Here is a 13,754-nt window from a genome sequence, read left to right as displayed (position 1 = left end):
TCCGGTCATTGGTCGCGGAGCACCACCCGGGCCAGCGCGAAGTCGGCGTTCCAGTCGGTCTCGGCCGGTTCGCTGCCTCCCAGGTACGACGCGAGGCCGGCCAGGTGGGCGTACCAGCCCGCGGCGAGACCGGTCGCGGCCGGCGTGGCCGGACCGCGTTGGGTGAGCGTCACGGAGGTGCCCGACTCGCTCGGGTGGAGGCTGAGCGTCACCCGGGCGGGTGTCGCGCCGTCGGGTTCGTGGTCCCAGCGCCACGAGGTGACCAGGCGCTCGCCGGGCACGCACTCCTCGACCACGCCGTGGGCCTTCCCGTTGGAGAAGGTCGCGGTCCAGGCTCCACCGATCTGCTGCTCGCCCTCGACGGAGGCGAACCACCGGGCGAGCCGGTTCGGGTCGGTGACCGCCGCCCAGACCTGGTCGGCGGGTGCGGCGACGTCGCGGCCGCACTCGAGCGTCGAGGTCTCGGCGGTCGAGACCGCTGAGGGCCAACGGTCGTCGGTCTCGGCGACCTCCGCGCGGGCCGACCACAGGGGTGCGAGCGTCGGCTCGGTCTCCGACCAGGGGAGTCGCGCCGGGTCCGCGCCGTGCAGGAACTCCCCGAGCCGCAGCAGGACGGTCTCCCATCCGGATCCGAGTGCGAGGCGGGCCTGCGCCAGGCCCACGTGCTCGAGTCGAAGCGTCGAGCCCGATCCGTCGGGGTGGAGCCGAAGGTCGACGGCGGAGTCGCGTTCGCCGGGGAAGGACCAGGTGGCGGTCAGGCGGCGGGGCGGGTCGCAGCGCAGGACCTGGCACGTCGCCACCGCGTCGGGCTCGCCGGGGTTCCCGAGGTGAACCCGGACGGTCCCGCCCTCACGCCGGTCGCCGGTGACCTCGCCGAGCCAGCGAGCGAGTCGAGCCGGGTCGGTCCAGGCGTTCCACACCTCCTCCGGTGCGGCGTCGTAGTGGCGGAGGGCGGCGACGCCCCGACTCCGCCCGAACCGGAAGACACGTCGTTCGGTACCGGTGACCATGCTGCTCGGATCTGCCATCGCGGAGCCGTCCTCGGGTCGGGCCGCGTGCTCGTGAGGCCGCGGCGCTGCGCCGATCATTCACCGCAGACTTATATAAGTCAATGGTGAAATACTGGGCTCTCAGGTCAGGTGGCGTGCCTGCCCCGGCCGTACGAAGCGGAACATCCGTACGCCGGTCCGAAGCGGTGACGGCGTCGCCCGTAGGACATAACGTGGCCACCCTGCCGCAGCTGTGCGCGCCGGACGCGGTCGTCGTCTGGACCCGGCACCGGGCCGCGCCCGACGCGACTCCCCAGATCCGGGCGTGGTTCGCGGACGCGGGGTTCGAGGAGCGCGGGTTCGACTCGGGGACACCGGGGGTGGACGGTGAGTCGTTCGGGGTCGGCTGCGTGTGAGCGATGTCCTCGTCGCTGACGTTGCCGAAGACACCACAGCACAGGACGAGGTCGGCCGGGACGGCGCCGGCGTAGGCGTCGGTGACCGCGGCGTCCCCGGCCACCACCTCGACGGAGCTCAGCCCGGTCGCGGCGACCCCCTCCCGCGCGATGGCGACGTTGCGCGGATCGAGTTCGACCAACCGGGCGGAGACGTCGGACCGGCGCGGGTGGTCGGCCAGGACGCCGATCAGGTCGAGTCCCTGGCCCGCGCACAGGCTCACCACGCGGATCGGACCCGGTGCCCGTTCGGAGAGCGCGCGCCGGATGTGGCCTTGGACCACCTGCAGTCTTCGGGACAGCTCGCTTCCGGGGTCACCGTAGGGTGCGTGCCAGTCGAACCAGTCGATGTCGGGGCGAAGGGTCGGGTCTGGAGTGGAGGCGGCGGACATGGGCAGCATCGTGCCAGGGATCGCGTCCCAGGGCATGGGGCGCGACACGACGAGTGACAGGTCAGGTGACAGGTCAGGGGTCGGGCCGGGTACGACGACGCGGGTGATCGGGCTGATGTCCGGCACGTCGTACGACGGGATCGACGTGGCCGCCGCCGACTTCCACTTCGACGGCGCGGAGATCGTGCTCCAGCCCCTCGGCGACCTCGAACACCCCCACGACCCGGCCGTGCGCGACCTCATCGGACAGGTGCTGCCGCCCGCGCGGGTGTCGCTGGAGGACGTCTGCCGGCTCGACACGCTGCTCGGGCAGGCGTTCGCCGAGGCGGCGGCCCGCGGAATCGCGGAGCTCGCAGACGGCCGGGCCGACCTCGTCGTCTCCCACGGCCAGACCGTCTTCCACTGGATCGAGTCCGGGCAGGCGCGCGGCACCCTCCAGTTGGGCCAACCGGCGTGGATCGCGCAGCGCACCGATACGCCGGTCGTCTCCGATCTCCGCAGCCGCGACATCACCCGGGGCGGACAGGGAGCGCCGCTGGTCAGCATCCTGGACGTCCTGCTGCTGCCGCCCGGGCCGGTCGCGCGGGCGGCGCTGAACCTCGGCGGCATCGCCAACCTCACCCTCGTCCGACCCGACGGCACCGTCCTCGCCTACGACCTGGGCCCGGCGAACGCCCTGATCGACCTCGCCTGCCGCCACTACTTCGACCGGCCCTACGACGTCGACGGCGCCCTCGCCGCCTCCGGCACCGTGCACGAAGGGCTGCTCGACGCGCTGCTGGACGACCCGTACTTCGACCGGCCGGCGCCCAAGTCGACCGGCAAGGAACTCTTCCACTCCGGATACCTCGACGCCCGCCTCGAGCGTTTCCCCGGCCTGGCACCGGTCGACGTGATCGCGACCGTGACCGAGCTGACCGCCCGCGTCGTTGTCCGCGACTGCCGGACCCACGCCGTGGGTGAGCTGATCGTGTCAGGTGGAGGGGTCCGAAATGCGTGGTTGATGCGTCGGATCAGCGAACTCGCCGGTGTCAGTGCAGCCGTCGGCGACTCCACCGAGCAAGCACACACCGAGCAAGCACACACCGAGCGAGCACACACCGAGAACCCGACCGGACCCGTGGCCGGTAGTCCCGAGCCCGCGCCGCCCAGTGGCCAGACCGCGGCCACCTCTGCGGGGACCCTCGTCATCCGACCGGTCGACGATCTCGGGCTCCCGGCCGACAGCAAGGAGGCGTACGCGTTCGGTTTGTTGGGTTTTCTCACGTTCCACGGGGTACCGGGGACGGTGCCGGCCTGCACAGGTGCGGACACAGCCTCCGTCCTGGGAAGTCTCACGCCCGGTGACGGCCCGCTTCGGCTCCCCGAACCATCGGGCGCCGTTCCGACCCGACTGAGGATCGAGCCCGCGCAAGCGAGAGGATCGAAGCATGACGGAAACGACGACCGAGCCCAACGGCAGCTCCGCCAAGCAGCCGGCGCAGGCTGACATCGCGGTCACCGGACTCGCCACCATGGGCCGCAACCTTGCCCGCAACCTCGCCCGTCACGGCCACAGCGTCGCCGTTCACAACCGTACGAAGGCGCGGACCGACGCGCTCGTCGCCACCTATGGCGATGAGGGCACCTTCATCGTGTGTGACTCGATCGAGGACCTGGTGCGTTCGCTGAAGCGGCCGCGCAAGGTGATCATCATGGTCCAGGCGGGTGCGGGTACCGACGAGGTGATCGAGCAGTTGGCGGACGCGCTCGAACCCGGCGACATCGTTGTCGACGGGGGCAACGCGCACTTCATCGACACGCGTCGCCGTGAGTCGGCGCTCCGCGAACGCGGCCTGCACTTCGTCGGCACCGGGATCTCCGGCGGCGAGGAGGGCGCGCTCCTGGGTCCGAGCATCATGCCCGGCGGCACCGCCGAGGCCTACCAGACGCTCGGCCCCATCCTCGAGTCGATCGCCGCGCAGGTCGACGACACGCCGTGCTGCACGCACGTCGGCGCCGACGGTGCCGGGCACTTCGTGAAGATGGTCCACAACGGCATCGAGTACGCCGACATGCAGCTCATCGGCGAGGCGTACGACCTGCTCCGGACCGTGCTCGGCAAGTCGACCGAGGAGCTCGCCGAGATCTTCCGGACCTGGAACTCCGGCGACCTCGAGTCGTTCCTGATCGAGATCACCGCAGAGGTCCTCGCCGCGAAGGACCCGCGCGGTGAGGGCGCCTTCGTCGACGTCGTGCTCGACCAGACGGAGCAGAAGGGCACCGGACGCTGGACGGTGCAGATCGCGCTGGACCTCGGTACGCCGGTGTCCGGGATCGCCGAGGCGGTCTTCGCGCGGTCCGTCTCCGGCCACGCCGAGCAGCGCCAGGCGGCCAACGGTGTGCTCGAGGGGCCGTCGACGAAGATCACGATCGACAAGCCGGAGGAGTTCGTCGAGGACGTCCGCCGGGCGCTGTACGCGTCGAAGGTCGTGGCCTACGCGCAGGGCTTCGACATGATCCGCGACGGCGCGGAGGCCTACGACTGGGACATCGACCTGGGCGCCATGGCCACCATCTGGCGCGGCGGCTGCATCATCCGGGCCCGGTTCCTGGACCGGATCCGCGAGGCGTACGAGAAGACCCCCGACCTGCCCTCGCTGCTGGTCGACCCGTACTTCGCGCGCACGGTCAACGAGGGTCAGGAGTCCTGGCGCCGGGTGGTCGCGACGGCCGCCGCCGCCGGAGTTCCGGTGCCCGGGTTCGGTGCCGCGCTGTCCTACTACGACGCGCTGCGCCGCGACCGGCTGCCGGCCGCGCTGCTGCAGGGTCTGCGCGACCTGTTCGGGGCGCACACCTACCGCCGGACCGACGCCGAGGGGTCCTTCCACCTCGACTGGTCCGGAGACAAGTCCGAGCAGGAGGCCTGAGCGCCTTTCCGGTCCGCGGACGAGCTCGGCCACGCCGCACCGTCCGCGGACTGGCTCGGTGGCGGTAGCGTCACCGCATGCGCATCTCGGTGTCCTCCGACATGACCTCCGGCGTCGCCGGGAAGCTCGTCGCCGAGCTGGAGAGCCGCGGCCACGAGGTCCTCACGCACGGCGCGCTCAGCCCGGAGGAACGCGACGACTGGGCGTGGGCGTCGGAGGCCGCGGCGCGCGACGTGGCCGACGGTCGCGCCGACCAGGCCGTCGTGTGCTGCTGGACGGGCACCGGCGCGTCGATCGCCGCCAACAAGGTTCCGGGCGTCCGGGCCGCGTTGTGCGCGGACGCCTACACCGCACAGGGCGCGCGGCGCTGGAACGACGCGAACGCGCTGGCCCTCAGCCTCCGTGTCGTCTCAGAGCCGCTGCTGGGGGAGATCCTGGACGCGTGGTTCGCCGGCGCGGCGAGTGAGGAGCCCGACGACCGGGCCAACGTCGCCCACGTCGACGGTATCGCCGCGCAGCCCTCCGCCCGGTGAGGATCGCGCGGGCCGGGTCCTCGGCCGTGCCCGCGGCGGGGTCCGCGAACCTCTAACCGGCCGGCTCCTGAGGCGTGGCCGTCGGGTCGTCGGTCCACTTGTCACCCGCGTGTTCCCGGAGCAGGTCGCACACGGCGTCGGGTTCGCGTTCCCACTGGTTCAAACGGCCGAGCAGGTAGCCGCCCACCTGGTCCGACCAGGCCCGGCGCATGAAGCTCTGGCCCGGCCGGGTCGCATCCGCAGCGGGCCACAGAGCGATCCACAGCATCCCGTTGAACGAGGTTGTCCCCAGCGCGCCGATGTCGGACCAGGGGAAGAGAACCTCGGTGCCCCGCCGCACGAACGTCAGGCCGGTGTCGTCCGCGCGCAGCTCGATACTTTCGACCGCCACCGAGACCAGCCACGCGGCCAGCAGCGCGAGGGCCAGCAGGATGAGGAACGACAGGGGGTTGATCCCGTCCAGCCAGGCCACCACGGAGATCGCCACCACCGCCTCGATCGCCAGGGCGATCCGAGCCAGCGTGCGGGAAAACGCGAGGTTCATCCGGACGACTGAGGCCCCCATGTTCGTCATCCTGCCCGGGACCGACCATCGACGAGGTGCTTTCTGGCACCGGCATCGGAGCGGACCCACCCCGACCGGTCAGTCCCCCCACAAAACCCCCGGGCCCGACACGCCCGGGGCTTTCCGCCGCGCGACGAGCGCGACCGGACTGCCGCCCTACTGGGGTGCGTCTCCCACATCGAGCCGGTGAAGCGAGCGGTGCATCCGCGCCGCGGTGGCGAGGCGGAGGAGGAGCGCGTAGCGGTGTTCTACGCGCGACGAGGACAACGTGGCCAGCGTGGATGCGGGGTATCGCGAGTCAGGCGGGATGTGGGAGACGCACCCTAGGTCCCGAGCAGAGCGTTGACCTCCGCCACCTGGGCCGGCTTCAGCGGTCCGAGGGCGAGCGCGCCCGCGTTGTCCTCGACCTGGGCGACGGTGCGGAACCCGGGGATCGGGATCGTCCGGTCGCTGGTACCCCAGATCCAGGCCAGCGCGCCCTGGGCGAGGCTGCGGCCGTCGCTGCGCAGGATCTCGCGGACCGACTCGAGCTTGCCGAGCAGCTCCGCAGAGGGCCGGCCGTCCTTGAACCACCGCTGCCACGGCGCGTTCGCGCGTACGTCGTCGGCAGGCAGCGTGGAGTCGGCGCGGAACTTCCCGGTCAGCAGTCCCATCCCGAGCGGGGTGCGGTTGATGCTGGTCAGGCTGTGGCGTTCGCAGGCGGCCAGCAGGTCCGAGGCGGGGGTGAAGAGGTTCAGGTCGTGCTGGATCGACACGCAGTGTGGCCCCTCGGCGAACACCGTGACCTTGCTGGCGTCGTCCGTGCTCCAGCCGTAGGCCCGGATCAGTCCGGCCTCCACGAGCTCCTCCAGGGTGTCCCGGACCGGGGCCGCCTCGGCCGCGGGCAGGTCGCCGACGTGGAGCTGGTAGAGGTCGATGTAGTCGGTGCCGAGGCGGCGCAGCGAGGCCTCACACGCGCGGCGGACGTAGGCGGGCGAGGTGTCACTTCCGGTCAGGTCGCGCTTGTCCTCGTCGTAGGTGTAGCCGAACTTCGTGGCGATCACCACGCGGTCCCGGTGGGCGGCGAGGGCCTGGCCGAGGACGCGCTCGCTGTGCCCGGTGCCGTAGGCGTCAGCGGTGTCGAAGAACGTCACACCGAGGTCGACGGCGCGCTGGACCGCGCGGATCGACTCGGCGTCGTCGATCTCGCCCCAGCCGTCGGGGACGCCGAACATGGTGAACGGTCCACCGATGGCCCAGCAACCGAGGCCGAGCGCGCTCGCCTCCAGGTCGCTCCGGCCCAGTCGACGGGTCGTGCTCGCATTGTCGTGAGTCTGCATGGGCTTCACGGTAGGGCTGATGTGGTTCGGTTGGCCGGGCCGCCCAGGGCGTGCGTTCCCGAGCCAATCCGCAGGCCAGTCCGCGGGTAGCGGGGTCCCCTCGCGCGGGAAGGGGAGATCGGCCGGTCTACTCTCGGAGCGTGACTGATGCAGTACGAGTCCGATATGCGTATCTTGGCCCGTCCGGGACGTTCACCGAGGCGGCCCTGCGCACAGTCCCCGACGTCGAGCACGCCGAACTCCTGCCGTGCGCCAGCGTGCCCGCGGCCCTGGAGGCCGTCCGCTCCGGCGAGGCAGACGGCGCCGTCGTTCCGATCGAGAACTCCGTCGAGGGCGGTGTGCCCGTCACCCTCGACGAGCTCGCCGACGGCCGGCTGGTGATCACCCGCGAGATCCTGCTGCGGGTGTCGTTCGCCCTGATGGCCCGGCCGGGCACCCACCTCGAGGACTGCAAGCGGATCACCACCCACCCGCACGCCGCCGCGCAGACCAGGCACTGGGTGGCCGATCACCTGCCGCGGGCCGAGGTCATGCTCGCCTCCTCGACCGCCGCCGCTGCCGCGGCTGTGGCCGAACCGGGTTCGGAGTTCGACGCCGCGATCGCGCCGCGGATCGCCGCCGAGCAGTACCACCTGAACGTCCTCGCCGACCAGATCGAGGACAACCGCGACGCGGTCACGAGGTTCGTACTGGCGACCAGGCCGGTCCCGCCGCCTCCGCTGACCGGGGCCGACAAGACCTCGCTGGTCGCGTTCATCCGGGACGACCACCCCGGTGCGCTGCTGGAGATCCTCGACGAGTTCGCCGTCCGAGGGGTCAACCTCACCCGGATCGAGTCCCGCCCGACCGGTGACGGGATCGGGCGCTACTGCTTCTCCATCGACTGCGAGGGCCATGTCGAGGAGGCCCGGGTCGGTGAGGCGCTGATGGGTTTACGTCGTGTCTGTGGAGAGGTACGGTTCCTCGGCTCCTACCCCCGCGCCGACGGTGCCCGGATCAGTACGCGACCCGGCACGAGCGACGTGGACTTCCGTGACGCTGCCAGCTGGCTCGCCAGCCTGAAGGAAGGGCGTACCTGATGGGCCTTGCCGGCGAATGAGTGATCCCACCCTCGCCCGCAACCTCGCCATCGTCGCGGTGGTGCTCGGCGCGTTCGCCGTCGTCCTCGGCGGGGTCGCTCTCTTCCTGGCCGCGCGCCGGCAACAGGCGGTGATCGCGGCCTACGACGGTCGCAACTCCGCGCGCCTGCGCGCCGAACTCGGTGATCTCCGGGCCGGCCTGTCGCAGGCACTCAGGCACGTCGCGGTCGTGCGGTACGCCGGTCTCGGCTCGCGTGAGGCCCCGACGTCGTGGTCGGTCGCGCTGCTGGACGACGCCGGAGACGGTGTGGTGTTGACGACCATCAACGACACCGAGGGTGGCCGTTCCTACGCCAAGAACGTCCGACGGGGCAACGGGGACGTGCACCTGTCTCCGGAGGAGTTCGAGGCCGTCGGCTACGCGATGGGCGCGATCGTTCGGAGCTGAGCGCTCGCCGTCAACCGTGACTTGCCGGACGCGTGCTTGCCCGTTGCTTGGCCCCTGTTTGCCCCGGAACCGCGGTGGGCGTGGGTCACCGCGGTGCCAGGGCGAGACATACCTTGCCAGGGACCACCGACAAGCCGGCCGGTGAGGGTGTGAATCGCCCCGGCGTGTCGTACCGGAGACCGAGTGAGGAGCATCGGATGCCCGTGACGGACGACGTTGGGCGCCGGCTCGCCGGGGAGTTCGACCTGGGTACGCCGCTGTCCGTCGAGCCGGTGACCGGTGGCTCGGAGGTGGTCACCAAGCTCACCACCTCCCGCGGTGTCTTCCTCCTCAAGCCGGTCTACCGTCGCGCGGACGTCGAGTTGTACGCGACCGTCGAGGAACATCTGAACGCCGTGGGCGTCCGCCAGGCGCGCCTGTTCCGCACGACCGGCGGTGAGGTGACCAGCTCCGGGTACTGGGTGCAGGAGTTCCTCCCCGGCTCGGTGCTGCCCGCCTGGCCGACCCGTGCACAGGCCGATGCTGTGCTGGGCCATCTCGCGGCGTACGACCGGGCGCTCGCGGGCGTCGACGTCCCCGCCGAACTCCGCACCCGCGACCACCTCTGGACCCGGGTCGTCTCGCCCGGCTGGCTGGCCGCGCACCTGCCCCGCCTGGTCGAACGCGGACCGGGCTGGCTCGCCCCCGACCCGGTCGCGAAGGCCCTGGAGACGGTGGCGGGCTGGGCGCCGGCGTTCGAGGCGTCGCGCCGCCAGGTCGTGCACGGCGACCACGGTCCGGACAACGTGCTCGACGACGGGAGCGGTGAAGCCGGCACGGAGCGGCATGGCCGGGCGGTCGTCGTCCTCGACTTCTCACCACACACGAACCGGTGCTGTTCGGCGTCGCGTGCGCGCTGTACTGGTTCCACGTGCATCCCTACGTGAACGCGCCCGGCGGATCTGACCGGGGCACGGTCGCCGACCTCATGGGCCGGTTGCGTTCGGGTCTCGCCGCCTATGCCGCCGACCGTCCATGGAGCGCGGCCGAACGCCCCCTGGTCGGGCCGATGCTGCTGCGGGAGGCGTTGCGGCGGCTCGCCACGGTGCTCGCGGCCGCGGAGGAGTTCGGGACGCCCCTGGCGGTGGACTCGGTCCGGAGCAGGCACGCCGCGCTGGTGTGCGTCCTCGACCTCCTCGCCTACGACGCGTCGATCCTTGCCTAGCTTCCGGGCCGCGGCGGGTCAGTTCTTCGGTCCGGCGAGATGGCGGACCATCCGGGCCAACTGCTCGGCGTAGGCCGCGGCGAAATCGTCGGAGTCGGGGTCGGTGCCGTAGATGCTGCGTGCGAGGTGCGGCAGGGTCACCGGCGCCGTCGTCGCGGCCATGATCGCCAGCAGGAACGCCCGCGGGTCGAGGTCGTCGGCTATCTCACCGTCGCGTTGGCGGCGGTCGAGGTCCGCCAGCGCCTCCTGCATGCGTGAGGTGCGCACCTGTCCACTGGGGTCGTCGGCGTCCTCGGCGGCACCTTCGGGCTCCTCGGCGCTTCGACTGGTCCCGGTGCCGTCGGGCGTGGTGAGGCCCTCCCACGCGAGGAGCCGGGCGAGGTCGCGGTCGCGTGGGAGCCGGGCGACGTAGCCGGTGACGAGGTCGGGCAGCGTCCGCTCCCGCTGGCCCGCGACCACCTCGTCCTCGCCCTGTCGCCACCGTGCCAGCAACGCACGGTGCAGGCCGGCCTTGCCGCCGAAGTAGTAGGAGATGAGCTGCTTGTTGACGCCTGCTCGCTCGGCGATCTCGTTGACCCGGGCGCCGGCGTAGCCCTTCGCGGAGAACTCCGCCAGGCCCGCGTCGAGGATCCGCTCCTGGGTGCGCTCGGGATCGCGGCGCCGATCGGCGGCCGCGGGCGTACGCCGTCGAGAGCCCGGGTCGCCGCCCTCGGGCCGCGTCGCTTCGGCCTTCTCGGGAGCCTGCTTCCTCGCCATGGTCGCGACCCTACCAGGAGTCAACCGTACGGATGAATGTCTCATCCAACTGGTTGACAGAATCATCCGGATGGTTGAATGTGGCTCCGGTCGGGGCCTCGAGACCGCGGGACCTGAGGCACCTCCTCGAACTGACCGCCTCGAAGCGACCGACCGAGTCCCCAAGAACCCATGACGAGAACCCCGAACGAAGGAGTACGACGATGGCGGCAGAGCAGACCTCGGTCCTGGTGGTGGGTGGCTCGCTGACCGGGCTGGCCAGCGCGGTCTTCCTGGCCTGGCACGGAGTGCCGGTCACACTCGTCGAACGCCACCCCGACCTCCTGATGCACCCCCGGCTGCGTGGCGTGAGCCCACGGACCGTCGAGGCCTTCCGTCAGGTGGGCCTGGAGCCGGCCATCCGGGAGGCGAGCTTCGCGCCCGGCGAGACCTTCGAGTGGGTCCTGATCCGCGCCGAGACCCTGGCCGACGCGGAGTACGCCAGCCCGACGGAGGAGGAGGGTGACCCCAACCCGGCGGGCACCACTCCCTGCTCGTTCGGCCCGATCGACCAGGACCAGGTGGAGCTGTTGCTGCGGGCACGGGCCCGCGAACTCGGCGCGGACGTGCGTTTCTCGACCGAGCTCACGTCGTTCGAGCAGGACGACGACGGCGTCCGCGCCCTGCTCCGGGACCGCAGGGGCGGGGAGGCGTACGAGGTCCGGGCCGACTACCTGATCGCCGCGGACGGCGGGAGCAGTCCCGTCCGTGAGCACCTGGGGATCGAGGTCGAGGGTCCGGGTGCGTTGTTCCACCTCGTCACCGCACTCGTCGACGCCGACCTCACCCCGGCGACCCGGGGCCGCGAGGTCGCCATCGCCTACCTGCAACGTCCGCAGCCCTACACCACCCTGATGGCCCACGACGACCTCGGCCGGCGCTGGGTCTTCAGCACCGGTTACGCACCCGACCAGGAGTCCCTGGAGGACTTCACCGACGAGCGGGTGGCCGACATGGTGCGGGCGGCCGCCGGCCTGCCCGACGTCAAGGTCACCTTGCGGCCGCAGATCCCGGGTACGGACCGGAAGATCTTCGGGTTCAGCATTGGCGCGCAGGTGGCCCGGGAGTACCGCCGCGGCCGGGTCTTCCTGGTCGGTGACGCCGCCCACCTGATGCCGCCGACCGGCGGGCTGAACGGCAACACCGGCGTCCAGGACGCGCAGAATCTCGCCTGGAAGCTCGCGGCGGTGCTGCGCGGGAACGCCGGCCCGGCGCTGCTGGACAGCTACCACGACGAGCGCCACGCGACCGGTCACCTCACCATGGGACAGGCCTTCGCCCGCTTCGGCGCCCGGATGGGTCCGGGCACGCAGGTGCCGCTGCTGGAGTACTCCGCGGTGTCGATGGGCTACCAGTACCGCTCCACCGCCGTGCTCGGCGCGGCCGAGGACGCCAGCCCGCTGCCGCAGAGCGAACTCGCCGGACAACCCGGCACCCGGGCCCCGCACGTGCCGATCCGTACGCGGGGCAAGGAGATCTCCACCATCGACCTGTACGGCCAGGACTTCGTGCTGCTCGCCGGAGCGGAGGCGGACGGCTGGCTGGACGCGGCTCGGACCAGCGCGGCCGACCTGGGCGTCCCGGTGCGCTGCTACCGCCTCGGCGCGCCGGACGACGCCGCCGGAGGTGGCGACGACGGTGTGGCCGGGGCGGACGGTGTGGCTGGCGTGGTTGGCCTGGACGGCGCGGACGGCGCGGACGCGGGCGTGGACATCGGGGCGAGGCACGGCCTGCACCCCGACGGTGCGCTCCTCGTCCGACCTGACGGCGTGGTCGCGTGGCGGTGCGCGGGTGCGGCGGAGAACCCGGGCGCCGAGCTGTCCCGGGTTCTGCGCGCCGTCCTCGCCCGCGCCTGACGGGCGTTGCCGACGGGCGCGGCCGGCTGAACCGCGCCTGCCCTGGATCGGGTGGGGTCAGTGCTGGAAGAGCCGGATGCCCGTGCGCACCAGGCCGATCCCGTGCTCGCGGCAGGCGTCCTCGACCTCACCCGTGCGGACCGAGCCGCCCGGCTCGGCGAACCACTCCACGCCGTGTCGGGCGGCCTCGTCGATGTTGTCGCGGAAGGGCACCAGGCCGTCGGATCCGACGCAGACCTGTGCCAGCGCGGCGCGGTGGTCGTCGGGGTCGAGGCTGGGCGGGCGCCGACGGTCCCACCAGGTGTCCACCTTGGCTCCGGCGAGGGTGGTGCAGTCGATCCGGGACTGCTGCCCGGAGCCGATGCCGAGCGTCATGCCACCGCGTACGTAGGCGACGGAGTTGGACATGGTGTGCCGGAGCACGACGAGGGCGAGCAGCAGGTCCTCGACCGCGTGGTCCGGGACGGGTCGACCGGCGACGTCGACGTGCACGAGGTCCCGTGTCAAGGGCGTCTTGTCAGTTGGCTGGACGAGGCGCAGACCGAACACCTCGCGTACCTCCTGCTCCGGCGGCTCGAAGGTGGGGTCGGCCTGCGGGACGAGGTAAGCGCCGCTCTTCTTGGCGGTCAGGATGTCGAGCGCCTCGGGTGTGTAGCCCGGGGCGACGATGCCGTCGCTCACCTGGCGGCGCAGCACCCGCGCGAGGGACACGTCGACGGTCTCCGATACCGCCACGAAGTCGCCGAACGACGACTTCGGATCCGCGTCCCGCGCCCGGACGTAGGCCCGCGTGACCGGGCTGAGGTCCTCCGGCGCCAGTGGTGCCTGGTCGAGCCGGAACGTCGCGACCATCGCCTCGTCGACCGGCCCGGCCAGCGCCACCCCGGCGGGTGAGACGTGCTTGAACGACGCGGCGGCGGGGAGCCCGAACAGGCCGGAGGCCTCACGGACCAGTCGCCACCCGGCGAGGGCGTCCAGCAGGTTGATGTAGGACGGCGCGCCGTGCACGACGCCTACGGGCGAGCGTCCTGGCGTGACCGGCTCGGCCGATGCCGGGCGCAGATGTGGGTTGAGGCCGTAACGCAGCTTCACGGGATCCTCCTCGGTGGCAGCTGAGCTGACCGAGGCCCCCAGGCGGTCGAAGCCGGTCGGACGGTGTGCCGCTCCCCGATGGTTGAACCCATCCTCGCCAGTCGCGGCACGTCGACCT

14 protein-coding genes and 1 riboswitch are annotated in these 13,754 nt (G+C 71.8%); of the genes, 9 read left to right on the top strand and 5 right to left on the bottom strand.

The annotated features are described in order from the left end of the window. Positions 1-5: 5 nt before the first annotated feature. Entirely contained in the window at positions 6-1,028 is a 1,023-nt protein-coding gene (locus HEB94_RS08155; RefSeq protein ID WP_192749333.1) for an SRPBCC family protein, read from the bottom strand. A gap of 194 nt (positions 1,029-1,222) precedes the next feature. Here HEB94_RS08155 and HEB94_RS08150 point away from each other — a divergent pair, with 194 nt between their 5' ends. The 4 genes from HEB94_RS08150 to HEB94_RS08135 all read left to right on the top strand — a co-directional run bounded on the left by HEB94_RS08150 (position 1,223) and on the right by HEB94_RS08135 (position 5,278). Next, entirely contained in the window at positions 1,223-1,405 is a 183-nt protein-coding gene (locus HEB94_RS08150) for a hypothetical protein (protein ID WP_192749332.1), read from the top strand. A gap of 429 nt (positions 1,406-1,834) precedes the next feature. After that, on the top strand, positions 1,835-3,325 hold the full coding sequence (locus HEB94_RS08145) for an anhydro-N-acetylmuramic acid kinase (RefSeq protein WP_238361463.1): 1,491 nt from the start codon (positions 1,835-1,837) through the stop codon (positions 3,323-3,325). Next, positions 3,267-4,745, top strand: coding sequence for an NADP-dependent phosphogluconate dehydrogenase (gene gndA / locus HEB94_RS08140; RefSeq protein ID WP_192749331.1), 1,479 nt, complete (start codon positions 3,267-3,269; stop codon positions 4,743-4,745). Before HEB94_RS08145 ends, gndA begins: the two co-directional genes overlap by 59 nt. A 77-nt stretch (positions 4,746-4,822) precedes the next feature. Continuing rightward, entirely contained in the window at positions 4,823-5,278 is a 456-nt protein-coding gene (locus HEB94_RS08135; RefSeq protein ID WP_192749330.1) for an RpiB/LacA/LacB family sugar-phosphate isomerase, read from the top strand. Positions 5,279-5,330: 52 nt separating this feature from the next. Here HEB94_RS08135 and HEB94_RS08130 read toward each other — a convergent pair whose 3' ends face one another. Continuing rightward, positions 5,331-5,843 carry a hypothetical protein gene (locus tag HEB94_RS08130; protein WP_192749329.1) on the bottom strand — a complete coding sequence of 171 codons (513 nt, stop codon included), beginning with the start codon at positions 5,841-5,843 and terminating at the stop codon, positions 5,331-5,333. A 323-nt stretch (positions 5,844-6,166) separates the two neighbouring features. Then, positions 6,167-7,162: an aldo/keto reductase gene (locus tag HEB94_RS08125; RefSeq protein ID WP_192749328.1), complete on the bottom strand. Its 996-nt coding sequence runs from the start codon at positions 7,160-7,162 to the stop codon at positions 6,167-6,169. Between the two features lie 140 nt (positions 7,163-7,302). Here HEB94_RS08125 and pheA point away from each other — a divergent pair, with 140 nt between their 5' ends. The 4 genes from pheA (at position 7,303) to HEB94_RS08105 (ending at position 9,893) form a co-directional block, all read left to right on the top strand. Then, entirely contained in the window at positions 7,303-8,241 is a 939-nt protein-coding gene (gene pheA / locus HEB94_RS08120) for a prephenate dehydratase (protein WP_192749327.1), read from the top strand. A gap of 16 nt (positions 8,242-8,257) precedes the next feature. Next, entirely contained in the window at positions 8,258-8,689 is a 432-nt protein-coding gene (locus HEB94_RS08115; protein ID WP_192749326.1) for a DUF4446 family protein, read from the top strand. 197 nt (positions 8,690-8,886) lie between these two features. Further along, complete coding sequence (locus HEB94_RS08110; protein ID WP_192749325.1) at positions 8,887-9,615, top strand: phosphotransferase; 729 nt, start codon at positions 8,887-8,889, stop codon at positions 9,613-9,615. Next, on the top strand, positions 9,600-9,893 hold the full coding sequence (locus tag HEB94_RS08105; RefSeq protein WP_192749324.1) for a hypothetical protein: 294 nt from the start codon (positions 9,600-9,602) through the stop codon (positions 9,891-9,893). Before HEB94_RS08110 ends, HEB94_RS08105 begins: the two co-directional genes overlap by 16 nt. An 18-nt stretch (positions 9,894-9,911) precedes the next feature. Here the strand turns inward: HEB94_RS08105 and HEB94_RS08100 are convergent, their stop codons facing one another. Next, positions 9,912-10,649, bottom strand: a complete 738-nt coding sequence (locus HEB94_RS08100; RefSeq protein ID WP_192749323.1) for a TetR/AcrR family transcriptional regulator — start codon at positions 10,647-10,649, stop codon at positions 9,912-9,914. A gap of 203 nt (positions 10,650-10,852) precedes the next feature. On the opposite strand from HEB94_RS08100, the gene HEB94_RS08095 reads away from it, so the two are divergent. After that, entirely contained in the window at positions 10,853-12,544 is a 1,692-nt protein-coding gene (locus tag HEB94_RS08095) for an FAD-dependent monooxygenase (protein WP_192749322.1), read from the top strand. A gap of 57 nt (positions 12,545-12,601) precedes the next feature. Here HEB94_RS08095 and HEB94_RS08090 read toward each other — a convergent pair whose 3' ends face one another. After that, positions 12,602-13,636 (bottom strand): 5-aminoimidazole-4-carboxamide ribonucleotide transformylase, encoded by a 1,035-nt coding sequence (locus HEB94_RS08090; protein WP_192749321.1) that lies wholly within the window; start codon positions 13,634-13,636, stop codon positions 12,602-12,604. Positions 13,637-13,665: 29 nt separating this feature from the next. Beyond that, a riboswitch (ZMP/ZTP riboswitch) is annotated at positions 13,666-13,751 on the bottom strand. Positions 13,752-13,754: the final 3 nt, after the last annotated feature.

The sequence above is a fragment of the Actinopolymorpha pittospori genome, from assembly GCF_014873875.1.
Lineage (GTDB): Bacteria > Actinomycetota > Actinomycetes > Propionibacteriales > Actinopolymorphaceae > Actinopolymorpha > Actinopolymorpha pittospori.
This window is presented reverse-complemented; position numbering and strand designations above follow the sequence as displayed.

Coding starts and splice junctions, on each gene's coding strand:
- HEB94_RS08155 (WP_192749333.1), bottom strand. CDS start 1,028: ATGGCAGATCCGAGCAGCATGGTCACCGGTACCGAACGACGTGTCTTC.
- HEB94_RS08145 (WP_238361463.1), top strand. CDS start 1,835: ATGGGCAGCATCGTGCCAGGGATCGCGTCCCAGGGCATGGGGCGCGAC.
- gndA (WP_192749331.1), top strand. CDS start 3,267: ATGACGGAAACGACGACCGAGCCCAACGGCAGCTCCGCCAAGCAGCCG.
- HEB94_RS08135 (WP_192749330.1), top strand. CDS start 4,823: ATGCGCATCTCGGTGTCCTCCGACATGACCTCCGGCGTCGCCGGGAAG.
- HEB94_RS08130 (WP_192749329.1), bottom strand. CDS start 5,843: ATGGGGGCCTCAGTCGTCCGGATGAACCTCGCGTTTTCCCGCACGCTG.
- HEB94_RS08125 (WP_192749328.1), bottom strand. CDS start 7,162: ATGCAGACTCACGACAATGCGAGCACGACCCGTCGACTGGGCCGGAGC.
- HEB94_RS08115 (WP_192749326.1), top strand. CDS start 8,258: ATGAGTGATCCCACCCTCGCCCGCAACCTCGCCATCGTCGCGGTGGTG.
- HEB94_RS08110 (WP_192749325.1), top strand. CDS start 8,887: ATGCCCGTGACGGACGACGTTGGGCGCCGGCTCGCCGGGGAGTTCGAC.
- HEB94_RS08100 (WP_192749323.1), bottom strand. CDS start 10,649: ATGGCGAGGAAGCAGGCTCCCGAGAAGGCCGAAGCGACGCGGCCCGAG.
- HEB94_RS08095 (WP_192749322.1), top strand. CDS start 10,853: ATGGCGGCAGAGCAGACCTCGGTCCTGGTGGTGGGTGGCTCGCTGACC.